Origin of the sequence: Pantoea sp., assembly GCF_032114055.1 — a bacterium.
GTDB lineage: Bacteria > Pseudomonadota > Gammaproteobacteria > Enterobacterales > Enterobacteriaceae > Pantoea.
Genome location: NZ_DAMCTB010000002.1, coordinates 348,385 through 374,044, shown reverse-complemented (window position 1 = coordinate 374,044; position 25,660 = coordinate 348,385). Strand labels below are relative to the sequence as shown.

General features: G+C 58.4%; 18 protein-coding genes and 1 riboswitch. Of the genes, 12 read left to right on the top strand and 6 right to left on the bottom strand.

Annotated elements, in window-relative coordinates:
• Nucleotides 1–2: 2 nt before the first annotated feature.
• Nucleotides 3–105, top strand: a riboswitch (TPP riboswitch).
• A gap of 46 nt (nucleotides 106–151) precedes the next feature.
• The 3 genes from thiB to thiQ are packed head-to-tail and all read left to right on the top strand — an operon-like array spanning nucleotide 152 to nucleotide 3,409.
• Complete coding sequence (gene thiB, locus RT657_RS05880; protein WP_313653058.1) at nucleotides 152–1,138, top strand: thiamine ABC transporter substrate binding subunit; 987 nt, start codon at nucleotides 152–154, stop codon at nucleotides 1,136–1,138.
• Nucleotides 1,114–2,724, top strand: a complete 1,611-nt coding sequence (gene thiP, locus RT657_RS05875; RefSeq protein WP_313653057.1) for a thiamine/thiamine pyrophosphate ABC transporter permease ThiP — start codon at nucleotides 1,114–1,116, stop codon at nucleotides 2,722–2,724. The genes thiB and thiP overlap by 25 nt, the downstream gene beginning before the upstream one ends.
• A complete protein-coding gene (thiQ, locus tag RT657_RS05870; protein ID WP_313653056.1) occupies nucleotides 2,708–3,409 on the top strand; it encodes a thiamine ABC transporter ATP-binding protein ThiQ in 702 nt (233 codons plus the stop codon). Before thiP ends, thiQ begins: the two co-directional genes overlap by 17 nt.
• A 5-nt stretch (nucleotides 3,410–3,414) precedes the next feature.
• Here the strand turns inward: thiQ and RT657_RS05865 are convergent, their stop codons facing one another.
• Nucleotides 3,415–4,179: a DedA family protein gene (locus RT657_RS05865; RefSeq protein ID WP_313653055.1), complete on the bottom strand. Its 765-nt coding sequence runs from the start codon at nucleotides 4,177–4,179 to the stop codon at nucleotides 3,415–3,417.
• A gap of 175 nt (nucleotides 4,180–4,354) precedes the next feature.
• Between RT657_RS05865 and polB the strand changes: the two genes are divergently transcribed.
• The 3 genes from polB to rluA all read left to right on the top strand — a co-directional run bounded on the left by polB (nucleotide 4,355) and on the right by rluA (nucleotide 10,462).
• Complete coding sequence (gene polB, locus RT657_RS05860) at nucleotides 4,355–6,709, top strand: DNA polymerase II (RefSeq protein ID WP_409520977.1); 2,355 nt, start codon at nucleotides 4,355–4,357, stop codon at nucleotides 6,707–6,709.
• Nucleotides 6,710–6,862: 153 nt separating this feature from the next.
• Entirely contained in the window at nucleotides 6,863–9,769 is a 2,907-nt protein-coding gene (gene rapA / locus RT657_RS05855) for an RNA polymerase-associated protein RapA (RefSeq protein ID WP_313653054.1), read from the top strand.
• Nucleotides 9,770–9,808: 39 nt separating this feature from the next.
• Nucleotides 9,809–10,462, top strand: coding sequence for a bifunctional tRNA pseudouridine(32) synthase/23S rRNA pseudouridine(746) synthase RluA (rluA, locus tag RT657_RS05850; RefSeq protein WP_313653053.1), 654 nt, complete (start codon nucleotides 9,809–9,811; stop codon nucleotides 10,460–10,462).
• A 64-nt stretch (nucleotides 10,463–10,526) separates the two neighbouring features.
• Here rluA and djlA read toward each other — a convergent pair whose 3' ends face one another.
• A complete protein-coding gene (gene djlA, locus RT657_RS05845; protein ID WP_313653051.1) occupies nucleotides 10,527–11,336 on the bottom strand; it encodes a co-chaperone DjlA in 810 nt (269 codons plus the stop codon).
• Nucleotides 11,337–11,518: 182 nt separating this feature from the next.
• Between djlA and lptD the strand changes: the two genes are divergently transcribed.
• From lptD to apaH, 6 genes are read left to right on the top strand one after another with little or no spacing between them, the layout of a single operon-like run.
• On the top strand, nucleotides 11,519–13,885 hold the full coding sequence (lptD, locus tag RT657_RS05840) for an LPS assembly protein LptD (protein ID WP_313653050.1): 2,367 nt from the start codon (nucleotides 11,519–11,521) through the stop codon (nucleotides 13,883–13,885).
• A 54-nt stretch (nucleotides 13,886–13,939) separates the two neighbouring features.
• Nucleotides 13,940–15,235, top strand: coding sequence for a peptidylprolyl isomerase SurA (gene surA / locus RT657_RS05835; protein ID WP_313653048.1), 1,296 nt, complete (start codon nucleotides 13,940–13,942; stop codon nucleotides 15,233–15,235).
• Complete coding sequence (pdxA, locus tag RT657_RS05830; protein WP_313653047.1) at nucleotides 15,225–16,214, top strand: 4-hydroxythreonine-4-phosphate dehydrogenase PdxA; 990 nt, start codon at nucleotides 15,225–15,227, stop codon at nucleotides 16,212–16,214. The genes surA and pdxA overlap by 11 nt, the downstream gene beginning before the upstream one ends.
• Nucleotides 16,207–17,028 carry a 16S rRNA (adenine(1518)-N(6)/adenine(1519)-N(6))-dimethyltransferase RsmA gene (gene rsmA, locus RT657_RS05825; RefSeq protein WP_111139379.1) on the top strand — a complete coding sequence of 274 codons (822 nt, stop codon included), beginning with the start codon at nucleotides 16,207–16,209 and terminating at the stop codon, nucleotides 17,026–17,028. Before pdxA ends, rsmA begins: the two co-directional genes overlap by 8 nt.
• A gap of 3 nt (nucleotides 17,029–17,031) precedes the next feature.
• Nucleotides 17,032–17,409, top strand: a complete 378-nt coding sequence (gene apaG, locus RT657_RS05820; protein ID WP_313653046.1) for a Co2+/Mg2+ efflux protein ApaG — start codon at nucleotides 17,032–17,034, stop codon at nucleotides 17,407–17,409.
• A gap of 53 nt (nucleotides 17,410–17,462) precedes the next feature.
• The gene (gene apaH, locus RT657_RS05815) at nucleotides 17,463–18,320 is read left to right on the top strand and encodes a bis(5'-nucleosyl)-tetraphosphatase (symmetrical) ApaH (protein ID WP_313653045.1); all 858 of its coding nucleotides are present in this window, start codon (nucleotides 17,463–17,465) and stop codon (nucleotides 18,318–18,320) included.
• Between the two features lie 33 nt (nucleotides 18,321–18,353).
• Here the strand turns inward: apaH and RT657_RS05810 are convergent, their stop codons facing one another.
• The 4 genes from RT657_RS05810 to carB all read right to left on the bottom strand — a co-directional run bounded on the left by RT657_RS05810 (nucleotide 18,354) and on the right by carB (nucleotide 25,655).
• Entirely contained in the window at nucleotides 18,354–20,237 is a 1,884-nt protein-coding gene (locus RT657_RS05810; protein WP_313653044.1) for a PhoX family phosphatase, read from the bottom strand.
• A gap of 90 nt (nucleotides 20,238–20,327) precedes the next feature.
• Entirely contained in the window at nucleotides 20,328–20,810 is a 483-nt protein-coding gene (gene folA, locus RT657_RS05805) for a type 3 dihydrofolate reductase (protein ID WP_313653043.1), read from the bottom strand.
• Nucleotides 20,811–21,044: 234 nt separating this feature from the next.
• On the bottom strand, nucleotides 21,045–22,178 hold the full coding sequence (locus RT657_RS05800; RefSeq protein ID WP_409520976.1) for a porin: 1,134 nt from the start codon (nucleotides 22,176–22,178) through the stop codon (nucleotides 21,045–21,047).
• Between the two features lie 249 nt (nucleotides 22,179–22,427).
• Complete coding sequence (gene carB / locus RT657_RS05795) at nucleotides 22,428–25,655, bottom strand: carbamoyl-phosphate synthase large subunit (protein ID WP_313653041.1); 3,228 nt, start codon at nucleotides 25,653–25,655, stop codon at nucleotides 22,428–22,430.
• Nucleotides 25,656–25,660: the final 5 nt, after the last annotated feature.

The following is a 25,660-nucleotide window of genomic DNA, read 5'->3' as shown; positions in this document are numbered from 1 at the left end:
TGGCGTTCTCAACGGGGTGCCGCCTGCCACCAGCAAGCAGCTGAGAGAGACCCGTCGAACCTGATTCGGTTAATACCGACGTAGGGATTTGAGAGGCCTCCATACTCAGATCCTTTGCGACTCATCCCCTATCCTCCTGAAGGAGCGCAAAGTGTTAAACAAAGTTCTGCCGGTCCTGCTGTTACTCTCCGCCCCCGTTCTGGCGGCTAAGCCGGTGCTCACGGTCTATACCTACGACTCCTTTTCTGCTGACTGGGGCCCCGGCCCGGCGGTAAAAAAAGCCTTTGAAGCCCGGTGCAACTGCGCGCTGAAATTTGTCACGCTGGAAGATGGCGTCTCGCTGCTGAACCGCGTGCGAATGGAAGGCAAAAACAGCAAGGCGGATGTGGTGCTGGGGCTGGATAACAACCTGGTGCAGGCGGCGCAGAAAACCGGCCTGTTCGCCAGAAGTCAGGTCGACACCACACAATTAACCCTGCCTGGCGGCTGGCATGACACGACCTTTATCCCCTTTGACTATGGCTACTTCGCTTTCGTCTATGACAAGACCCGGCTGAAAAATCCGCCGAAAAGCCTGAAAGAGCTGGTCGACAGCCCGCAGAAATGGCGGGTGATCTATGAAGATCCCCGCACCAGCACCCCCGGTTTAGGGCTGCTGCTCTGGATGCAGAAAGTCTATGGTGATCAGGCACCGCAGGCGTGGCAGAAGCTGGCGCAGAAAACCGTGACGGTGACTAAAGGCTGGAGTGAAGCCTATGGCCTGTTTCTCAAGGGGGAAAGCGATCTGGTACTGAGCTACACCACATCACCGGCTTACCACATTATCGAAGAGAAGAAAGAGAACTATGCGGCCGCCCCGTTTGCCGAAGGGCACTATCTGCAGGTCGAGGTTGCCGCACAGTTAGCCAGCAGCAAGCAGCCCGAACTGGCGCAGCAGTTCATGAAATTTATGGTTTCTTCCGACTTCCAGCGCACCATTCCGACCGGCAACTGGATGTACCCGGTGATCGCCACCCCGCTGCCCGCCGGTTTTAACGCCCTGACGGTGCCTGCCACCGCACTGCAGTTCTCGCCGGAAGAGGTCGCCAGCCAGCGCGCCGGCTGGATTAGCCAGTGGCAACGCGCAGTCAGTCGCTGATGCCACGCTGGCTGCTGCCCGGATCGTTCGCCACGCTGCTGTTAACCCTGGTGGCGTTTCTGGCCTTCGGCGCACTCTGGCACGCCGCACCGGAAACCGACCTGCGCAGCGTGCTGCAGGATGATTACCTGCGCCATGTCATCGCGTTCTCATTCGGTCAGGCACTGCTCTCCGCGCTGCTGTCGCTGCTGCCCGCCCTGCCGCTGGCGCGGGCGCTCTATCGCCGCCGCTTTCCGGGCCGTCCGCTGCTGCTGCGCCTGTGCGCCATGACCCTGGTGCTGCCGGTGCTGGTGGCGATATTTGGCCTGCTGACGGTTTACGGGCGCACCGGCTGGCTGGCCCAGCTCTGCCAGTGGGCCGGGATCGGCTATCACTTCTCACCTTATGGGCTGTCGGGCATTCTGCTGGCGCACGTCTTCTTTAACCTGCCGCTGGCGACGCGTCTGCTGCTGCAGGCGCTGGAGCAGATCCCGGCAGAGCAGCGTCAGCTGGCGGCCCAGCTCGACCTGCGCGGCTGGCATCACTTTCGTCTGCTGGAGTGGCCGTGGCTGCGGCGCCAGCTGCTGCCAGCCGGGGCGCTGATCTTTATGCTCTGTTTTGCCAGTTTTGCCACCGTACTGTCGCTGGGTGGCGGTCCGCAGGCGACCACCATCGAACTGGCGATTTTCCAGGCACTGAGTTATGACTACGATCCTGGCCGCGCCGCCCTGCTGGCGATGATCCAGCTCGGCTGCTGTCTGATGCTGGTGCTGCTCAGTCAGCGCTTCACCAAAGCGATCCCTGCCGGAAGCAGCCAGCTCAGCGGCTGGCGCGATCCGCAGGATTCGCGCGCGGCACAGCTGATCGATGCGCTGCTGATCCTGCTGGCGCTGCTCCTGCTGCTGCCCCCGCTGGCTGCGGTGATCGTCGAGGGTCTGCACGGCGGCCTGCGGGGTGCGCTGGCGCAGCCTGCCCTCTGGCAGGCGACCTTCACCTCGCTGCGAATCGCCACGGGCGCGGGGCTGCTCTGTGTGGTGCTGACCATGATGCTGCTGTGGAGCAGCCGCGAGCTGCGGCTGCGTCAGCGCCCAATGGCCGCACAGCTGATCGACACCAGCGGCATGCTGATCCTGGCGATGCCCGGCATCGTCCTCGCCACCGGCTTTTTCCTGCTGTTCAACGCCACAACTGGCCTGCCCGACTCGGCAGAGGGGCTGGTGATCTTTACCAATGCGCTGATCGCCATTCCCTATGCCATGAAAGTGCTGGAAAACCCGATGCGGGATGTGGCGGAGCGCTATGGCAGACTCTGCGATTCCCTGGCTATCCGCGGCTGGAACCGGCTGCGGCTGATTGAACTGCGGGCGCTGAAGCGTCCGCTTGCGCAGGCGCTGGCTTTTGCCTGCGTCCTGTCGGTGGGCGATTTTGGCGTGGTCGCGCTGTTTGGCAGTGCCGACTTCCGCACGCTGCCGTTCTACCTTTATCAGCAGATAGGCGCCTATCGCGGCGCGGATGGTGCAGTCACCGCCCTGCTGCTGCTGCTGCTCTGCCTGTTGCTGTTCACGCTAATGGAAAAATTGCCAGGTCGCCATGCTGACACTCGATAATCTTACCTACCTTTATCAGCATCTGCCGATGCGCTTCAGCCTTCATGCCGCACGCGGCGAGCGCATTGCCATTCTCGGGCCCAGCGGCGCGGGTAAAAGTACCCTGTTGAGCCTGATCGCCGGCTTCCTGCCGGTGAACCAGGGCTCCCTGGTCATCGCAGGCCAGGATCATACGCACAGCGTCCCGGCCAGACGACCGGTGTCGATGCTGTTTCAGGAAAATAACCTCTTTCCGCACCTCAGCGTGGAACAGAATATGGGGCTGGGGCTGCATCCGGGATTAAAGCTTACGGCACAGCAGCGTCAGGAACTGGTCACGCTGGCTGCGCAGGTGGGCCTGAGCGATCTGCTGACGCGTCTGCCGGGTGAGCTGTCGGGCGGACAGCGACAGCGCGTCGCACTGGCTCGCTGCCTGCTGCGGGATCGGCCGGTGCTGCTGCTGGATGAGCCTTTCTCTGCGCTGGATCCGGCATTGCGCGGAGAGATGCTGCAGCTGGTGCGTTCAGTGTGCGACGCGCGCGGGATCACCCTGCTGATGGTGTCGCACAGTCTGGAAGATGCAGAGCAGATTGCGGCGCGCAGCGTGGTGATTGTGGATGGCCGGGTTTACTGGGATGGCGAAACCCGACAGTTGCTGTCGGGCGAGACGCGGGAAGCCGATGTCCTCGGTATCCCGCGTCGTTAAGCAGGTCAGGCGATAAAGACCTGCCACAGCAGGTGGCGGAAAATCGGCATCATTGGATGGAACTGAATGCCGATGAACGCTGCAACAGCGACCACCAGCCCCAGCGGGCCTGCCCAGCGCAGACGCTCCGGCGGCAGCCAGGCCGTCGCCCAGTCGCGATTTTTGCCGCTGCGCCACCAGCGCCAGCATAGCCAGCCGCCGAGCCAGATCAGCAGTGCCGCCCCCAGCAGCAGCCACTTGAAGCTGCCGCCCTGCGCGGCCTTTGGCACATCAATTGCCACGCCCGCCAGAATGCCGGGCAGCAGATAGAGCGGCGGCCAGAGGATGCAGCCGATGATGTTCGGCGGCAGGAACTTACGTACCGGCAGCTCCAGCATGCCGGCTGCCAGCGGGATCAGCGGTCGCGTCGGCCCCACAAAGCGCCCGACCAGAATGGTAAACATGCTGTGCTGATGCAGAGCATGCTCCGTTTTATCCAGCAGCCCCCTGTACTTCTGCAGATATTTCCAGCGATGCAGCGGGCCCTGAAATTTCCAGCCGATACCGTAGGAAACCCAGTCACCAATCAGGCAGCCTGCAAAGCCCGCAGCCCAGGCCGGATAGAGGCCAAGCTCGCCGCTGCCGACCAGCGCGCCCAGGCTGGCCATCATCACCGTGCCTGGCAGCAACAGCCCGACCAGCGCCAGCGACTCCAGAAACGTCACCAGCGCCACGGCAAACAGCGCCCATTCCAGGGACTGCGTAATGAGTTGTTGGATCCAGGCTTCCATAATCATCCTTAGTAAAAGCAGAAGGCTGGATTGTCCTGAGCCAGCCACACAGCGTCAAGGCAAGAATTGTAGGGCAATGTTGACAAAAGCCAGCCGCGGGAACTGTATAAATATCCATGGTATACTTAACGGGTTTTCTCATCCCTGAAATGCTGAGTCCGGAGAACTGCTGATGATGCCCCGCGCAGGTTTTGTGCTCACCCGCCACTGGCGCGACAGCCCGCATGGCACGGAAATTGTCCTCTGGCTCGCCACCGATGCGGGCCCGCAGCGCGTGGTGCTGCCGGTGCAGGAGTCCGTGGCCTTTATTCCTGAGGCGTTTCAGGCGCAGGTCCGCGCGTTACTCCAGGATGAACGTCAGTTTCGGATTCAGTCGCTGGCGCTGAAAGATTTCCGCCGCCGCCCGGTTTTCGGCCTCTACTGTCCGCAGAACCGGCAGCTTCAGCGCATCGAAAAACAGCTGCGCGAACAGGGTATTCCGGTCTATGAGGCAGACATCCGCCCGCCGGATCGCTATCTGATGGAACGTTTCATCACCGCACCCGTCTGGTTTGATGGCGAGCAGCAGGGTGACAGCGTGGTAAATGCGCGGCTCAAGCCACATCCCGACTATCGCCCGCCGCTGAAATGGGTGTCGCTGGATATCGAAACCACCCAGCACGGCGAGCTGTACTGCATCGGGCTGGAAGGCTGTGGTCAGCGTCAGGTCTTTATGCTCGGCCCGGCCAACGGCGACGCCAGCGCCATCGATTTCGACCTGATCTATCTCGACAGCCGTCCTCAGCTGATTGAGGCGCTGAACCAGTGGTTTGCAGAGCACGATCCGGATGTCCTGATTGGCTGGAACGTGGTGCAGTTTGACCTGCGCGTGCTGCAGAAACATGCCGATCGCTACGGCATTCCGCTGCGTCTGGGGCGCCAGCAGGCCGTGCTGGAGTGGCGTGAGCATGGCTTTAAGCCGGGTGTTTTCTTCGCCCAGGCCAGCGGTCGCCTGATTATCGACGGCATTGAGGCTCTTAAATCAGCGTTCTGGGATTTTCCCTCATTCAGCCTGGAGTCGGTGTCACAGCAGCTGCTGGGTGAAGGGAAAGCGATCGATAATCCCTGGCATCGCATGGAGGAGATTAACTGGCGCTTTGCCAACGATAAACCGGCCCTGGCGCGTTATAACCTGAAAGATTGCGAGCTGGTTACGCGCATCTTTCACAAAACGGCAATTATGCCGTTCCTGCTGGAGCGCGCGGCGGTCAACGGCCTGGCGGTGGACCGCCACGGCGGATCGGTAGCGGCCTTCAGTCATCTCTATATTCCCCGCATGCACCGCGCCGGGTTTGTCGCGCCCAACAGGGGAGAGGTTGCGCCGGAAGCGAGTCCGGGCGGATATGTAATGGATTCGCGCCCGGGCCTGTATGACTCGGTGCTGGTGCTGGACTATAAGAGCCTCTATCCCTCTATTATCCGCACCTTCCTGATCGACCCGGTCGGGCTGGTGGAAGGCCTGGCCCATCCCGATGATGCCGATTCAGTGGCGGGATTCCGTGAAGCGCGCTTCTCGCGGCAGACCCACTGCCTGCCGGCGATGGTTGAGCAGATCTGGCTGGGCCGTGAAGCGGCGAAAAAGCAGAACAACCAGCCGCTGTCGCAGGCGCTGAAAATCATCATGAACGCCTTTTACGGCGTGCTGGGCACCAGCGCCTGTCGCTTCTTCGATCCGCGCCTCGCCTCCTCAATTACGCTGCGCGGTCACGCCATCATGCAGCAGACCCGCGCGCTGATTGAGGCGGAAGGCTACGATGTCATCTACGGTGACACTGACTCCACCTTTGTCTGGCTGAAGTCGGCTCACGGCGAAGCAGCCGCAGCGGCGATTGGGCAGCAGCTGGTGCAGAAAGTGAACGCCTGGTGGCGCGACCATCTGCAGCAGACCCTGGGGCTGACCAGCGCGCTGGAGCTGGAGTATGAAAGCCACTTCTGCCGCTTTCTGATGCCGACGATTCGGGGGGCCGAACAGGGCAGCAAAAAACGCTACGCGGGCCTGATCCGTGACGCAGGCGGTGAGCGCATGATTTTCAAGGGGCTGGAGTCAGTGCGGACCGACTGGACGCCGCTGGCCAAAACCTTTCAGCAGCAGCTCTATCACCGCATCTTCCACCGGGAACCCTGGCAGGATTACATCCGGGAAACCGTAGCGCAGCTGCTGGCGGGAGAACTCGACGATCAGCTGATCTATAAAAAACGTCTGCGGCGTCCGCTAAAAGAGTATGAACGAAACGTGCCGCCTCACGTCCGCGCAGCGCGGCTGGCCGACGAGCAGAATCGCAAATTAAACCGCCCGCTACAGTATCAGAACGGTGGCCGGATCCGTTACGTCATGGCGACGGCCGGGCCCGAGCCACTGGAGGCGCGCAGCACACCACTGGACTATGATCACTACGTAACCCGGCAACTTCAGCCCGTGGCTGAGGGGATCCTGCCCTTTGTTGACGGAGACTTTGCTACACTGATTACCGGGCAGCTGGGTCTTTTTTGACAGGTGACGAACGCCCTGCCATCCAGTACCATAGCGCCCTTCCTGAAACTCACCGCTCTTAAGTACGCTCCAGACCCCGCTGTCTGGCGGTAACGCTATTGTCTGAGTTTTGGGAAACACCTCTAAAAACGTTAAAATTCGAGCAAAAAATATATGGTTTTTACATTAGGTCAGCGCTGGATTAGTGATACGGAAAGTGAACTGGGACTGGGCACCGTGGTGGCGATTGATACCCGCATGATCACCCTGCTGTTCCCGGCCACGGGGGAAAACCGCCTCTACGCCCGCAACGATTCGCCAGTTACCCGCGTCATCTTTAACCCGGGTGACACCATCACCAGCCACGAAGGCTGGCAGATGCGCGTCGATGATGTCCGCAACGAAAATGACCTGATGACCTACATCGGTACCCGTCTGGATACCGAAGAGAGCAACGTGATGCTGCGCGAAGTGATGCTCGACAGCAAGCTGGTGTTCAGCAAACCCCAGGATCGCCTGTTTGCCGGCCAGCTCGACCGGATGGATCGCTTTGCCCTGCGCTTCCGCGCCCGTAAATATCAGAGTGAGCAGTACCGCCTGCCGATCAGCGGCTTACGCGGTATGCGCACCAACCTGATCCCTCACCAGCTGCATATTGCTCATGATGTGGGCCGCCGCCATGCGCCGCGCGTGCTGCTGGCCGATGAAGTGGGTCTGGGAAAAACCATTGAAGCCGGCATGATCATCCAGCAGCAGTTACTGGCTGGCCGGGCCGAGCGTGTCCTGATTGTGGTGCCTGAAACGCTGCAGCACCAGTGGCTGGTCGAGATGCTGCGTCGCTTCAACCTGCGCTTTGCGCTGTTTGATGATGACCGCTACACCGAAGCGCAGCACGACAGCGATAACCCGTTTGAAACCGAGCAGCTGATTATCTGCTCGCTCGACTTTGTGCGCCGTAACCGTCAGCGTCTTGAGAAACTGGCTGATGCCGAATGGGATCTGCTGGTGGTCGATGAAGCGCACCATCTCGCCTGGTCAGCAGGCGAGCCGAGCCGTGAATATCAGGTCATCGAACAGCTGGCAGAGAAAATCGCCGGCGTTCTCCTGCTCACCGCGACGCCGGAGCAGCTGGGTATGGAGAGTCACTTCGCCCGTCTGCGTCTGCTTGACCCGGATCGCTTCCACGATTTTGACGCCTTCGTTGAAGAGCAGCAGCATTTCCGCCCGATTGCCGACGCCGTGACGGCGCTGCTGGCAGACAAAGCGATCTCTCAGGAGGAGATGAACCGGATTAACGACCTGGTCGGCGAACAGGATATCGAGCCGCTGCTGCAGGTCGCTAACAGCGATCGCGATGGCAAACAGGAAGCGCGCCAGGAGCTTATCTCGATGCTGATGGATCGTCATGGCACCAGCCGCGTTCTGTTCCGTAACACCCGAAACGGGGTTAAAGGCTTCCCGAAACGCGAGCTGCACCAGATCCGTCTGCCCCTGCCCGCGCAGTATCAGACCGCGATTAAAGTTTCCGGCATCATGGGCGCGCGCAAAAGCGCCGAAGAGCGGGCGCGTGACCTGCTCTACCCGGAACAGATTTATCAGGAATTTGAAGGCGACAGCGGCACCTGGTGGAACTTCGATCCGCGCGTCGAGTGGCTGATGGGCTATCTCACCAGCAACCGCAAAGAGAAAGTGCTGGTGATCTGCGCCAAAGCCGCCACGGCACTGCAGCTGGAGCAGGTACTGCGCGAACGTGAAGGCATCCGGGCCGCCGTATTCCACGAAGGTCTGTCGATCATTGAACGTGACCGTGCTGCTGCCTGGTTCGCCTCTGAAGAGAATGGCGCGCAGGTGCTGTTGTGCTCCGAGATCGGCTCTGAAGGGCGCAACTTCCAGTTCGCCAGCCGTCTGGTGATGTTTGACCTGCCGTTCAACCCCGACCTGCTGGAGCAGCGTATCGGCCGTCTGGATCGTATCGGTCAGGCGCACGATATTCAGATTCTGGTGCCGTGGCTGGAGCAGACCGCTCAGGCGGTGCTGCTGCGCTGGTATCACGAAGGGCTGGATGCGTTTGAGCATACCTGCCCGACCGGCCGCACCATTTATGACAGCGTCCATTCGCAACTGATCGGTTATCTTGCCGCGCCGGAAAACAGCGAAGGCTTTGATACGTTTATCAGCGAATGTCGCAAACAGCATGACGCGCTGAAAGCACAGCTGGAACAGGGCCGCGATCGTCTGCTGGAGCTGAACTCCAACGGCGGTGAAGCCGCGCAGCTGCTGGCAAATGCCATCAGCGAGCAGGATAACGACACCGCACTGGTCAACTTCGCACTGAACCTGTTTGATATCGTCGGTATTAATCAGGAAGATCGCAGCGATAACCTGATCGTCCTGACGCCCTCTGACCACATGCTGGTACCGGATTTCCCTGGTCTTCCGGAAGATGGCTGCACCATCACCTTTAATCGCGATCAGGCACTGTCACGCGAGGATACTCAGTTCATTACCTGGGAACATCCGCTGATCCGCAACGGTCTGGATCTGATTCTGTCGGGGGATACCGGCAGCAGCGCACTGTCGCTGCTGAAGAACAAGGCGCTGCCGGTGGGTACGCTGCTGGTCGAACTGATCTATGTCGTGGAGGCGCAGGCGCCGAAGCACCTGCAACTGACGCGTTTCCTGCCACCGACGCCAATCCGTCTGCTGATGGATACCAAAGGCACAAACCTGGCGGGCAAAGTCGAGTTCGAGAGCTTCAACCGTCAGCTCAACGCGGTTAACCGTCATACCGCCAGCAAACTGGTCAATGCGGTACAGCAGGATGTGCATGCGATTCTGACTCAGGGTGAAGCGTGCGTCGTCAGCGAAGCCCGTGCATTGATTGACGCGGCCCGTGCTGAAGCGAACGAGAAGCTGGGTGCAGAACTCTCGCGTCTTAACGCGCTGAAAGCCGTCAACCCGAACATCCGTGAAGATGAGATCGAGGCGCTGGAAAGCAACCGCGAACAGGTGATGGAAAGTCTCGATCAGGCTAACTGGCGTCTCGATGCGCTGCGCCTGATTGTCGTGACTCACCAGTAAGCTCAGGGGCCGTCTGGCCCCTCTTTTTTGGAAAGCCCCATGGAACCTTACAATCCGCCGCGTGAACCCTGGCTGCACATTCTTTATCAGGATGCGCATATCATGGTCGTTAATAAACCCAGCGGCCTGCTCTCGGTACCCGGCCGGTTACCTGAAAACAAAGACAGCGTGATGACGCGGATTCAGCGTGATTTCCCGCAGGCGGAGTCGGTTCATCGGCTGGATATGGCGACCAGCGGCGTGCTGGTCGTCGCGCTGACCAAAGATGCCGAGCGTGAACTGAAACGCCAGTTCCGCGAACGTGAGCCCGCTAAAACCTATGTGGCCTGCATCTGGGGACATCCGGAAAAGGAAGAGGGTGTGGTTGATCTGCCGCTGATCTGCGACTGGCCGAACCGTCCGAAGCAGATGGTCTGTTTTGAGAACGGTAAAGCTGCGCAGACGGAGTATCAGGTGCTGGAATACCGTGACGATAACAGCGCGCGGGTGGCGCTGAAGCCGATTACCGGCCGCTCACACCAGCTGCGGGTCCACATGCTGGCGCTGGGTCATCCGATTCTGGGTGATAACTTCTATGCCCATCCGGACGCCAGAGCAATGGCCTCGCGCCTGCTGCTGCATGCAGAGTCGCTGACCATCACGCATCCGGTGTTTGGTAATGCGATGACGTTCCGTCAGCCCGCCGACTTCTGAGAAGCCCATCCTGCCAGCGCCTGCATAGCCTCCTCTGTAACAGAAGAGGTCATGCAGCCGGAAATTACTTGAAGCCTTTCTCTTTACGAATCAGATCGTACGCCGCCTGAATCTCCTGCGCTTTCTGCTTCGCCATCTCCATCATCTCAGGCGGCAGGCCTTTCGCTACCAGCTTGTCAGGATGATGCTCACTCATCAGCTTACGATAGGCGCGCTTAATCGTGGTGGCGTCATCACCCGGCTTCACGCCCAGCACGCTGCAGGCGTCGTCCAGCGTCGGTCCGCGTTGCGCCTGCTGGAAACCGCCCGACCCGTGCTGGCCGCCGCCAAACTGCTGACCGCCCTCCATCATGCGCAGAAACTGATCGAACTGCACGCGTGAGATACCCAGCTCCTCGGCGATCACATAAAGCACCTGGCGTTCGTTGGGGTGCAGCGACCCGTCGGCAAAAGCGGCCTGAATCTGAATCTCCAGAAACATCCGGATCAGATCGAAGCGGCCAAAGCAGGCGCTGCGCAGTTCACGCAGTTTACTGCGTAACGGGTAATCCGCCTGTTTGCCTTCGCGGAAGGCGCGCTGGGCAGCCGTGCGCGATTCACCGTGCAGCTGCATCCGCTCCATTAACAGCGACGCAATCTGAATATCGGCTTCGGTAACGCGCCCTTTTGACTTGGTCAGATGGCCCATCACCTGAAAGGTGGTGCTGAAAAACAGCGTCTGCCGGGTCTGATTGTTTGAGAAGTAAGCCCTGCCTTGCGCACCGCGTACTTTGTCAATCAGATGGCCAATGATCAAACCGATCACAATACCCCAAAAGCCTGCGCCGGAAAGTAATCCCACTGCCAGACCCACAACTTTTCCCCAGTAGCGCATAAACTCCTCAATTCGCCATGCTTGCGGCTGAAAATTGCATTATCATACCTGTCATTTACCTCAGCGCCTAACAGCAACGCTGACAGACCAGGATTAACACTGGCGCAACGCCGGGCAGTAAGTTAGTCTCTGACCCGATTGTCGGCATGATGCCAGTTTTCATGGAATTCTCGATACCGCGTATGAAAAAACATATACCTACCCTGCTGGCCACACTGATCGGCGCAGCCATTAGCCAGCAAGCCTTTGCCGACGATTTGATGTCGCAGTGTATGTTAGGCGTGCCGAGTTACAACCGCCCGCTGGTCAATGGCGATGCGAATCAGCTGCCTGTTACCATCAATTCTGACGCCGCCAAAGGGAACTATCCCGACGATGCGGTGTTTACCGGCAACGTAAATATTGAGCAGGGTAACAGCCGCATGCAGGCCGATGAAGTTCAGCTTCATCAGCGTCAGCAGAATGACCAGACAGCCCCGGTTCGCACCGTCGATGCGCTGGGTAATGTGCACTACGATGACAACCAGGTCATCCTGAAAGGTCCGAAAGCCTGGTCAAACCTCAACACCAAAGATACCAACGTCTGGAACGGTCAGTATCAGATGGTGGATCGTCAGGGACGCGGCACGGCCGATCAGATGAAGCTGCGCGGCGACAACCGCTACACCATCCTGGAAAACGGCACCTTTACCTCCTGTCTGCCGGGCTCAAACAGCTGGAGTGTGGTGGGATCTGAAGTGATTCAGGATCGCGAGGAAGAAGTAGCTGAGATCTGGAATGCCCGCTTTAAGATCGGTTCCGTGCCGGTGTTTTACAGCCCCTATCTGCAGTTACCGATTGGCGATCGTCGTCGCTCCGGCTTTCTGATTCCGAATGCAAAATATGGCAGCAACAATGGCTTTGAGTTCATGCTGCCCTATTACTGGAACATCGCGCCGCAGGCCGATGCCACCATTACGCCGCACTACATCAGCAAGCGCGGCATGAAGTTTGAGAATGAATTCCGTTATCTGACTGAACTGGGCGCAGGTCTGATGGAGTTCGACTACCTGGGCTCAGACAAGCAGTACGACAAAGACAAAGCGTTGCGCGGCATCGCCGAAGATGACAGTTCTGATCGCTGGTTATTCTACTGGCGTCATGCCGGCGTCTATGACAAAAACTGGCGTTTCAATGCGGACTACACCAAGGTCAGCGATAGCTACTACTTCAACGATCTCGACTCGAAGTACTACAGCTCGACCGATAACTACGCCACGCAAAAATTCAGTATTGGTTATGCAGATACTAACTGGGACGCCACGCTTTCCACCAAAGATTTCCAGGTATTTGGTAACACCAGTAATAGCAACGTCTACCGCGCCATGCCGCAGCTGGACGTCAATCTCTATCAGAATGACATCGGTCCGTTTGATGGCCGGATCTATGCGCAGGCGGTAAAATTTACCAACGTCAGCGATCGCTATCCTGAAGCGACCCGTTTACATATTGAGCCGACCCTGAATCTGCCGCTGTCAAACGGCTGGGCCAGCCTGGATACGGAAGCAAAATTACTGGCGACGCACTATCAGCAGGATGATGTTGAGTATTACAACAACAACATCGACACCGATCGCAACAACCAGCTTAAAGAGTCCGTTAACCGTACGCTGCCGCAGTTTAAGGTCGATGGCCGGATGGTCTTTGACCGTGAGATGAACTCGGCGGTGGGTTATACCCAGACGCTGGAGCCACGGGTGCAGTACCTCTATATCCCGTATCGCAATCAGAGCAACATCTATCCGTACGACTCCACGCTGCTGCAAACTGACTACACCGGCCTGTTCCGCGATCGTACTTACAGCGGCCTGGATCGCATTGCTTCTGCGAATGAAGTGGCGACCGGCGTCACCTCCCGTATTTATGATACCGATCTGGTTGAACGTTTTAACGTTTCTGTGGGTCAAATCTACTCGTTTACCCCTTCTCGTACTGGTGTGAATCAAACCAGCAAAGAAGATGATACCGGCAGCCTGATCTGGGCTGGCGATACATACTGGAAAATCAGCGATCGCTGGGGCGTCCGGGGTGGTCTGCAGTATGACACCAAACTCGACAACGTCTCTCAGGGCAATACCGTCCTGGAATACCGTCGCGATGCCGACCGCATGGTGCAGCTGAACTACCGTTACAGCAGCCCGGAATATGTCGCGGCTGCGCTGAACGATAGCAACCTGGTTAACAACCGTGTCTACAAAAACGGAATTTCACAGGTGGGCACCACGGCCAGCTGGCCGATTGCCGATGCATGGTCTGTGGTAGGCGCTTACTACTACGATACCCGGAACACGCGTCCGGCATCGCAGCTGGTTGGCCTGCAATACAGCTCATGCTGTTATGCGATCCGGGTCGGTTACGAACGCAAAATTAACGGTTGGGAAAACAACGACAGTAAATATGACAACCAAATCTCATTCAACATTGAGCTGCGTGGTCTGAGTCCTAACTACGGCTTAGGTACCAACGATATGCTGCGTCAGGGCATTATCCCTTACCAGCCCGCTTTCTGATGTTGTGATGTTTGACAGGCAATCCCGCAGTGCGGAACCAACAATGGATAAAGTATGAAGAACTGGAGAATGCTGATTCTTGGTGTGGCACTGAGTGCCAACACCGCGTTCGCGGCACCACAAGTCGTTGATAAAGTTGCTGCCGTAGTCAATAACGGCGTGGTTCTTGAGAGTGACGTGGACGGCATGATGAGCACGGTTAAATCTCAGGCCCGGCAGGCAAATCAGCAGCTGCCCGATGATAAAACGTTGCGCCATCAGATTCTGGAACGTCAGATCATGGACAACATCATCCTGCAGATGGGCGAGAAAGCGGGCGTTCAGATCAGCGACGAGCAGCTGGACCAGGCTATTCAGAACATTGCAGCCCAGAACCGTATGAGCCTCGATCAGCTGCGCAGCCGTCTGGCTTATGACGGCATGAACTACAGCGTCTATCGTGCGCAGATCCGCAAAGAGATGACGATTGCCGAAGTCCGCAACAACGAAGTGCGTCGCCGCGTCACCATTCTGCCGCAGGAAGTGGATACGCTGGCTGCTCAGATTGGCTCTCAGAACAGCCAGGGCACCGAGCTGAACGTCAGCCATATTCTGCTGCCGCTGCCGGAAAACCCAACGCAACAGCAGGTTGATGAGCAGGAAACGCTGGCGAAACAGCTGGTTGGCGAACTGAAAAATGGCGCTGACTTTGGCAAGATGGCTGTCACCTACTCTGCCGACTCCCAGGCGCTGAAAGGCGGCAACATGGGCTGGGGCAAAATTGAAGAGTTGCCGACCCTGTTTGCTCAGGCGCTGGCAACGGCTAAAAAAGGCGATATTGTCGGGCCGATCCGTTCCGGTGTGGGTTTTCACATCCTGAAAGTGAACGACCTGCGTGGCGAGAGCAAAAATGTCTCCGTTACCGAAGTGCATTCACGTCATATCCTGCTGAAGCCATCCCCGATCCTCACTGACAGCCAGGCGCGCGCGCAGCTGGAGCAGATCGCTGCCGACATCCGCAGCGGAAAAACCACCTTTGCCGCCGCGGCCAAACAGTACTCTGACGATCCGGGCTCAGCAAACCAGGGCGGCGATCTCGGCTGGACCTCACCGGAAGTGTTTGATCCGGCGTTCCGCGACGCGCTGCTGCGTCTGCAGAAAGGCCAGCTCAGTCAGCCTGTTCACTCCTCTTTCGGCTGGCATCTGATTCAGCTGCTGGATACCCGTCAGGTGGATAAGACCGATGCGGCCCAGAAAGAGCGCGCATACCGCATGCTGTTCAACCGTAAGTTTGCAGAAGAAGCGCAGACCTGGATGCAGGAACAGCGTGCCAGCGCCTACGTGAAGATTCTGGATGGCAATGCGCAGTAATCGTGTGGTGATCACGCCCGGCGAACCCGCCGGGATTGGTCCCGATCTCACCGTTCAGCTGGCTCAGCAGGCGTGGCCGGTTGAGCTGGTGGTGTGCGCCTCACCGGACCTGCTCCGGCAGCGTGCGGCGCAGCTCGGTCTGCCACTGACCCTGCGCCCTTATCAGCCTGGCGTGGACGCTGAGCCACAGCAGGCGGGGTCGCTGACGATTCTGCCCGTTGAAACCGCCGAACCGGTGACGCCAGGCGAACTCTGCGTTGCCAACAGTGACTATGTGCTGGCCACGCTGACGCGCGCCTGTGACGGCTGCCTGTCCGGTGAATTTGCGGCGCTGATCACCGGTCCGGTGCATAAAGGCGTGATCAACGATGCCGGTATCGCCTTTACCGGCCATACCGAGTTTTTCGCCGACCGCGCAGGCGGTCATCGCGTAGTGATGATGCTGGCGACCGAAGCGCTGCGTGTCGCGCTGGCGACGACCCACCTGCCGCTGAAGGATGTCGCCGCGGCGGTAACGCGCGATTGCCTGCATGAGGTGATCACGATTCTGCATCGCGATCTGCAGCAGAAGTTTGCGATTGCCGAGCCACACATCTATGTCTGCGGTCTTAACCCCCACGCGGGTGAAGGTGGCCATCTGGGTCGCGAAGAGATCGAGACGATTACACCGGCACTGGATGAACTGCGTCAGCAGGGCATCAGACTGACCGGCCCGCTGCCTGCCGATACGCTGTTCCAGCCTAAGTATCTGCAACATGCCGATGCGGTTCTGGCGATGTATCACGACCAGGGCCTGCCGGTACTTAAATTTCAGGGGTTTGGCCGGGCGGTAAATATTACCCTGGGCCTGCCCTTTATCCGGACTTCCGTGGATCACGGCACCGCGCTTGAACTCGCCGGGCTGGGTCAGGCGGAACCGGGCAGCTTCATCACGGCGCTTAACCTCGCCATCACTATGATCAAGAGCAGTAATGAATAATCGCGTCCATCAGGGGCACTACGCCCGTAAACGTTTCGGGCAGAACTTCCTGAACGATCAGTACATTATCGACAGCATTGTCTCCGCTATTCATCCTCAGCGCGATGAAGCGCTGGTCGAAATCGGTCCCGGCCTGGGTGCCCTGACCGAGCCGGTAGGCGAACGCCTTGATAGCTTAACGGTGGTCGAGCTGGACCGCGATCTCGCCGCGCGTCTGCAGACCCATCCATTCCTTGGCCCGAAACTGACCATCTTCCAGCAGGATGCCATGACCTTCGACTTCGCCGCCCTGGCGCAGGAGCGAGGCCAGCCGCTGCGGGTATTTGGTAACCTGCCGTACAACATTTCGACCCCGCTGATGTTCCATCTTTTCAGCTATACTGGTTCGATCAAAGATATGCACTTCATGCTGCAGAAAGAGGTGGTTAACCGTCTGGTTGCCGGTCCGGGCAGTAAAGCCTATGGCCGCCTGACGGTGATGGCGCAATATTACTGCCAGGTGATCCCGGTGCTGGAAGTACCGCCGCACGCCTTTACTCCGCCACCGAAAGTGGACTCTGCGGTGGTGCGCCTGGTGCCTTTTGCCGAGCCGCCTCATCCGGTCAGCGACGTGCGTATTTTGAGCCGCATTACGACCGAAGCCTTTGGTCAGCGCCGCAAAACATTGCGAAACAGTCTGAACCACATGGTCACGGCGGGTGCGCTGGAAGAGTTGTCCATCGATCCCGGCCTGCGCGCTGAAAACGTTTCGGTTGCGCAATACTGTCAGCTGGCCAACTGGCTGGCAAATCATCAGGGAAAATCGCAGGAGTAAGTCATGAGTGAAACGGCCCGCGTCTCCGTCCATGTGCAGAGCCAGTACGTCGCCTCTCAGTCCTCGCCGGATGAGGATCGCTACGTCTTCGCCTATACCATCACGATACGCAATCTGGGTCGTTCCGCTGTGCAACTGCTGGGGCGCTACTGGCTGATTACCAACGGTAATGGCCGCGAAACAGAAGTCCAGGGCGAAGGCGTGGTGGGGGAACAGCCCCATATCGCCCCGGGCAATGAGTTTCAGTATACCAGCGGTGCCGTGATTGAAACCCCGATGGGCACCATGCAGGGACACTATGTGATGATCGACGAACAGGGCGAAACCTTTCACGTCGATATCCCGGTGTTCCGCCTCGCCGTTCAGACCCACATTCACTGATTCACACGCTTTTTGCCCGCTGAGCCGGGCACCTTCCCGATGGATAAAACGTTATGAGCACATACCTGATTGGCGACGTTCATGGTTGCTACGATGAATTACGGGCATTGCTGCAACAGGTCGATTTCAACCCTGAGCAGGATACCCTGTGGCTGACCGGCGACCTGGTGGCGCGCGGGCCCGGCTCGCTGGAGGTTCTGCGCTACGTCAAATCGCTGGGCGATGCGGTGCGTCTGGTACTGGGTAATCACGACCTGCATCTGCTGGCGGTCTACGCGGGCATCAGCCGCAACAAGCCCAAAGATCGTCTGACGCCGCTGCTGGAAGCGGAGGATGCGGACGAGCTGATCAACTGGCTGCGTCGTCAGCCCCTGCTGCAGGTGGATGAAGAGAAGAAGCTGGTGATGGGCCACGCCGGCGTCACACCGCAGTGGGATATCGAGACCGCGAAAAAGTGCGCGCGTGAGGTCGAAGCGGTGCTTGCCAGCGACAGCTATCCGCTGTTTCTGGATGCCATGTATGGCGACATGCCGAACAACTGGAGTGAAGACCTGACCGGCCTGGCCCGTCTGCGCTTCACCACCAATGCCCTGACCCGCATGCGTTACTGCTTCCCGAATGGTCAGCTGGATATGATCTGCAAAGATGCGCCGGAGTCGGCACTTCCACCGCTGAAGCCCTGGTTTACCATTGAAGGGCCGGTTGCACGCGATTACACCATTATCTTTGGTCACTGGGCCTCGCTGGAAGGCAAAGGCACGCCTGAAGGGATAATCGGTCTGGACACCGGCTGCTGCTGGGGCGGTACGCTGACCCTGCTGCACTGGGAAACGCAGCGCTACGTCGTGCAGCCCTCTAACCGCGAAAAAGCGCTGGATGGCAGCGACAGCCTGGCCCCGCCTGCGCTGTAACGATAATGCTGGCCGTCAGGCCAGCATGTTGTCTCAGGCCCCGATAACACCGCCATCTTCGCGGGTGATCATGATCACCGATGAGCGCGGACGCGGGCTGTTGTGCGGGAAATGGGAGTCTCCCTCTTCGCCGGGATGCTGCACATTAACGAACAGCGTTCTGTAATCGGGCGTGAAGGTAATGCCGGTCAGTTCGCACGATTTCGGGCCGACCATAAAGCGGCGGATCTCGCCGCTGTCAGGATCGCCCACCAGCATCTGATTATTGCCCTGCCCCTGATAATCCTCTTTATTGCTGTATTTGCCATCGGTCAGGATCCATAAGCGTCCTGCGGCATCAAAGCCCAGACCATCCGGGCTGTTGAAGGTATTCTCTGCGGTGATGTTGGGCGTGCCGCGATAGATCCCCTCAGGATGAGCGATCGGATTGCCGCACAGCGCATAAATATCCCACTCAAACGACAGTGCGGTGGCATCGCCCTTCTCATCCCAGCGGATAATCTGGCCGTAGATATTTTTTGGCCGCGGATTAGCCGCATTGATCGGCATCCCTTCGTTGCCGCGCTTGTTGTTGTTGGTCAGTGTGCAGTAGGCGCGGCCATCATGCGGATTCACAGCGATCCATTCCGGCCGATCCATACGGGTGGCGTTAACCACATCGGCCGCCGCGCGCGCGTTGATCAGGACGTCAGCCTGACTGCTGAAGCCCCGTTCTGCGGTAAGCCCGTTTTCGCCCCACTTCAGCGCCAGCCAGCGCCCGGTGCCTTTTAATGGCGTGCCCTGCGCGTCGCCATTGAACTGCGCCACATAGAGCGTGCCCTTGTCCAGCAGCCCATGACTGGCTTTCGCATCATCCGGGGTAACCCGGTCGTCAGAGACATATTTATAGATATACTCGCCGCGCTCATCATCCCCCATGTACACCACCAGCTGACCGGTTTTAGCCACCGTGACCGCCGCGTTCTCATGTTTAAAGCGGCCCAGCGCGGTACGTTTGACCGGCACAGAGTGGGGATCAAAGGGATCGATTTCCACTATCCAGCCGTGGCGGTTAAATTCGTTGGGGTTCTTTGCGACATCAAAGCGGGGATCGAAGTCGGCCCAGTTCCGCTCTGGCTCGGCGGCATTCAGGGTATAGCGTTTCTGCTGCGGCGTTGGCGTGAAGTCCGCCTGCCGGGTGCCAAAATAGGTGTCGTAGTTCTCTTCGCAGGTCAGATAGGTGCCCCAGGGCGTTTTGCCGTTGGCGCAGTTACCGAAGGTGCCGAGGACGTTCATGCCCTGCGGATCCGCTGCGGTCTGCAGCGCCTTGTCTCCCGCGGCGGGACCGGAAAAGCGCATCGGGGTGTTAGCAGTAATGCGGCGGTTGTAGTCAGACGGACGCACTACCTGCCAGCGGTTATCCTCGCCCCGCTTCACTTCCACCACCGAAATACCGTGCGCCGCCTGTGACTTTTTCACATCTTCCAGGCTGGTTGCTTTACTGCCACCGTGGGCAAACAGCGTTGGCTCGTTAACATACTCATTGTTAATTGCCATCAGCCCGCGATGCTCGTCGATGGCAAAGAAGCTCATTCCATCATTGTTGTCACCAAACTGCTTTTCCTGATCCGCCGCGCTGTTGTTGCCGTGCGGATCAAACGCGGCAGCGCCGTTTACCAGCGGATCGCCCCAGGAGATCAGCACCTCGGCGCGGTAGCCGGGCGCCACCACCACCTCGTCGGCGGTCGAGGCGGCAATGGCCTGAAAGCCGAGCAGCGCGCTGCCTGCCGGTGTCTCTGCGGCCCGCGCGCCGGATGAGAGCGTCAGACCACCACTGAGAAAGCCGGTCAGCCCGAGAGCACCGGAACCGGCAAGAAACTTACGGCGCAGTGGATCAGGCAGGCGGTCAGTGCTTAATGCGGATAATTCGTTTTTCATTGGTGATTGCTTCCTTTGTCACGATCCCAGAAAAGAAGCAATGCTAATGAATAATGATGACAGCCAGGTTACAGCCTGACGGAGGCGGGATTAGCGACGGCGGTCGAGGATCTCAAAGCAGTAGCTGTGGGAGTTCTGCGCGTCAGCGTCGTGAAACTCGCTGAACGTGGATTGCCACTCATCCGGCTCGTAATCCGGGAACTGAGTATCCCCTTCGACTTCTGCGTCGATATGGGTCAGGTAGAGACGATCGGCTCGCTTCAGCATCTGCTCGTAGACGCGGCCCCCGCCAATCACCATAATCTCTTCTGCATCACCGGCAGCCTGAAGCGCCTCATCCAGCGATGTGACCCAGGTGACCCCTTCTGCGCTGCCGGGCTGGCTGCTGACCACGATATTCAGGCGGCCAGGCAGAGGACGGCCAATCGATTCAAAGGTCAGTCGGCCCATAATCACCGGTTTCTTCAGCGTATTGCGCTTGAACCACGCCAGATCTGCAGGCAGGTCCCACGGCATGGCGTTCTCCATTCCAATAATGCGATCTGCTGCTAATGCCGCGATAAGACTAATCATGTTAACCACTCACTGAAAAAAATTGGCGCCATGATACGTAAAGGTGAAAGTTTCGTCGATAGGGGGATCGGTCTATTTGCGTAAAGCTTTTTATGATGCCGTTTTTCATGGCCTGTGCAGCGTTTTTCACCGCCTAATCGCGTTAGTTTGCTGCAGCTCGCCAGCAAACGGCCTCCGTCTGGCACAAACAGGGGACGCAAAAGAAAACGGCTCCCGCAGGAGCCGTCAGGATGATCAGAAGTCGTAGCGCAGACGCATCAGGTTCATGTCGCCCAGGTTATCACTGCTGGAGGTAAAGACATGTTCGTAATCGACACGGAAGCCGTAATTGAGGAACAGCGTCACACCCAGACCGTTGTCGATGCGCTGGTAGTCACGGCCGTTCGCGTACTCGATGCGATCGCCCATCACATAAGGCTGAACCGCTTTCAGGCCATACTGCGCGACCGGAATTTTGTAGCCAGCGAAATATTCCAGGCCCCACGCATCGCCCGCAAAGTAGTCATGCACATCTTTGCGTCTGGTGGTCATGAAGTTCTGATACCAGCCACCGCCAGCGGAGAGCGTCCAGTGACCCGGGGTCCAGCTCAGCGCGGTGCCTAAGATGTTCTGATCGTAGGTTTTACTGTCCCCGCTGTTCGGGTTACGCATCGCCGCGCGGGTGTAGTTCCACGCGGTGCCCCAGCTCAGATCGTTGGTGATGTGGTAATCCACACCCAGCGAGCCGCCGCCTTTACGCTTGTAGCGCAGGCCGTTACCCGGCAGGAACTCATTGTCATCGAACAGGTATGAAGCGAAGAGATCCACATCGCCGACGCTGTTTTTATATTTTAGCTGCTTGCGTGAACGGTAAGAGCCGTCATAGTCGCCGTTGATCCCGTTACCCGGTGCCTGGCCGATCATGTCGTAATCCCAGATATCGGTCTTGGCGCCCACGGTATCGTAGTAAACACTGTTCTGCTGACCAAAGGTCAGCTGACCCCAGGTTTTACTTTTCAGGCCGGTGTAAAGCTGGCGGCGGGTAGTGTTATTGGCCCCGTCGGCATAGTGGCCATCCCAGCTGAACAGAGCCGGGACGTTAACGCCCAGCTCGTAGTAGCTGATCCAGCTGACATCATCGAACAGGTAGTAGTCCGCGCCAAAGCGGAAACGGGTGCCGCCGTCAAAACCGTCGCGCTTATAGGATTTGTCATTCACGCCGGTCTGATGGTTGACCTGAGCACGAATGCTGCCGCCAAACGCAAAGTTAAGCCGGCTGAGCGGATCGCCCGCCTGCGGATCCTGCTTCAGCAGGGTGATTTCCGCCTGGCTGGCGAAAGGAAGAACAGCCATCAGTGCAGCCACTGCACTCAGAGAAAAAGTACGCATTTTCATTTTTTTATTCGTGTCCTGATACGCTCTGGTGATGAGCGGCAGGCATAGTACTGGCGAGAAATGCGTTCAGGAAGCGTTTCGTTTTATAGATTTGTGCGAACCGCCCCATTTCGCACCTATAGCTAAAAAGATAAGTCAAATCAGTAACTTTAACGCAAACTCTTTGCTTTTTCCGGACCTGATTTTAAGATTATCGCCAGAAACAAGGCGAAAAAAACGGCCCCCGCAGGAGCCGTTTTTACATTACATTGCCTTTATCTGGGCATGCATCTCCTGAACGGAGATAACCTGCTCCGTCGGGTCCGCATTCAGCGCCATCGCGGTGGCAAAGCCGCCGTTCAGCGTGGTGTCGTAATGGACTTTGTACTGCAACGCGCTGCGACGGATAAGCTTCGAATCTTCAATCGCCTGGCGGCCTGCCGTGGTATTGACGATGTAGCTGTATTCGCCATTCTTCAGGCGATCCTGGATGTGCGGACGGCCCTCGTGCACTTTGTTGACCAGACGCGGGTTGATGCCCGCTTCGCCCAGCACGACCGCCGTACCGTGTGTCGCATCCAGCTCAAAACCAAACTTCTGCAGCTTAGCGGCCAGGTCAACGATCCGCTTCTTGTCGCCTTCGCGCACCGACAGCAGCGCGCGGCCCGACTTCTTCATGTTGCTCTGCGCACCCAGCATCGCTTTGGAGAAAGCCTCGGCGAAGGTGCGGCCTACGCCCATGACTTCACCGGTCGAACGCATTTCCGGGCCAAGAATCGGGTCAACGCCCTGGAACTTGTTAAACGGCAGTACGACTTCTTTGACGGAGTAGTACGGCGGAATCACCTCTTCGGTGACGCCCTGCGCGGCCAGGGTTTTACCGGCCATCACGCGTGCTGCCACTTTCGCCAGCGGTACACCGGTCGCTTTAGAGACGAACGGTACGGTACGCGCTGCGCGTGGGTTCACTTCGATCAGATAGACTTCGTTCTCTTTCACCGCAAACTGCACGTTCATCAGACCGCGCACGTTCAGCTCAAATGCCAGTCTTTCAACCTGCTGACGCATCACATTCTGAATCTCCTGACTCAGGGTGTAGGCCGGCAGTGAACAGGCGGAGTCACCCGAGTGCACGCCCGCCTGCTCGATGTGTTCCATGATGCCGCCAATCAGCACCCGCTCACCGTCGCAGATCGCATCCACGTCCACTTCGACTGCATCATCCAGGAAGCGATCCAGCAGAACCGGCGCATCGTTGGATACCGACACCGCGGTCTGGAAATAGCGCTTGAGGTCGAGCTCGTCGTAGACGATCTCCATAGCACGGCCGCCCAGCACATAAGAAGGACGCACCACCAGCGGATAGCCCAGGCCAGCAGCTTTCTCAACGGCCTGCTCCAGTGTGGTAACAGTGGCGTTAGCTGGCTGCTTCAGGCTCAGACGATCGACCGCCTGCTGGAAACGCTCACGGTCTTCCGCGCGGTCAATCGAATCCGGGCTGGTGCCGATGACCGGTACACCTGCCGCTTCCAGCGCACGCGCCAGTTTCAGCGGCGTCTGACCGCCATACTGAACGATCACGCCTTTTGGCTGCTCGATGCGCACAATTTCCAGCACATCTTCCAGCGTGACCGGCTCGAAGTAGAGGCGATCGGAGGTGTCGTAATCGGTCGAAACCGTTTCCGGGTTACAGTTGACCATAATGGTCTGATAGCCATCTTCACGCAACGCCAGGGCGGCGTGAACGCAGCAGTAGTCAAATTCGATACCCTGGCCGATACGGTTCGGTCCGCCGCCCAGAATCATGATCTTTTCGCGATCCGGGCTTGGATTGGCCTCGCACTCCTCTTCATACGTGGAGTACATGTAGGCGGTGTCCGTTGCGAACTCGGCGGCGCAGGTGTCCACGCGCTTGTAGACCGGGTGCAGGTTAAACTGCTGACGCAGCTTGCGGATTTCGCTTTCAGCCACACCGGCCAGCGTGGCCAGACGCGCATCGGCAAAGCCTTTGCGCTTCAGCACGCGCAGGAAGGTCGCATCCAGGCTGTTAACACCTTCACGCGCCACCTGCTCTTCCAGCCGCACCAGCTCTTCGATCTGCACCAGGAACCAGCGGTCGATGTTGGTCAGATTAAAGACGCCATCCACTGACATGCCGGCACGGAACGCATCCGCGATGTACCAGATGCGGTCGGAACCGGCGTCTTTCAGCTCGCGGCGGATGCGGGTTAAGGCGTCCGGATCGTCCAGGTGAACTTTCGGGTCGAAGCCGTTCGCGCCGACTTCCAGGCCGCGCAGCGCTTTCTGCATGGATTCCTGGAACGTGCGGCCAATCGCCATCACTTCACCAACCGACTTCATCTGGGTGGTCAGGCGGTCGTTAGCACCGGCAAATTTTTCAAAGTTGAAACGGGGGATCTTGGTGACGACATAGTCGATGGAGGGTTCGAACGACGCCGGGGTTAATACACCGGTGATATCGTTCATCAGCTCATCGAGGGTGTAACCCACTGCCAGTTTGGCCGCCACTTTCGCAATCGGGAAGCCGGTCGCTTTTGATGCCAGCGCCGAGGAGCGTGAAACACGCGGGTTCATCTCAATGACAATCAGACGGCCATCTTTCGGATTCACCGAGAACTGGACGTTGGAGCCGCCGGTTTCCACACCGATTTCACGCAGTACCGCCAGCGAGGCGTTACGCATGATCTGATACTCTTTGTCGGTCAGCGTCTGCGCAGGCGCGACCGTGATGGAGTCACCGGTGTGGATCCCCATGGCGTCGAAGTTTTCAATGGAGCAGACGATGATGCAGTTGTCGTTTTTGTCACGCACCACTTCCATCTCATACTCTTTCCAGCCAATCAGCGACTCATCAATCAGCAGCTCATTGGTCGGAGAGAGGTCGAGGCCGCGTTCGCAGATCTCTTCGAACTCTTCACGGTTATAGGCGATGCCGCCACCGGTGCCGCCCATGGTAAAGGAGGGGCGGATAATGCAGGGGAAGCCGACATCGTCGGCCACGGCCAGCGCCTCTTCCATGCTGTGCGCAATGCCGGAGCGCGCGGTGTCCAGACCGATGCTCTTCATCGCCACGTCGAAACGGCGACGATCTTCCGCTTTGTCGATCGCATCAGCGGTCGCACCAATCATGGTGACGCCAAACTCTTCCAGCACGCCGTGACGTTCCAGCTCCAGCGCACAGTTCAACGCGGTCTGACCGCCCATGGTCGGCAGAACGGCATCCGGGCGCTCTTTTTCGATGATCTTGCGCACCACTTCCCAGTTGATCGGCTCGATATAGGTTGCATCGGCCATTTCCGGGTCAGTCATGATGGTTGCCGGGTTAGAGTTCACCAGAATGACGCGGTAACCCTCTTCACGCAGCGCCTTACACGCCTGCGCACCGGAATAGTCGAATTCGCAGGCCTGTCCGATCACAATCGGACCGGCCCCAAGAATCAGGATGGATTTCAGGTCTGTACGTTTTGGCATGAATT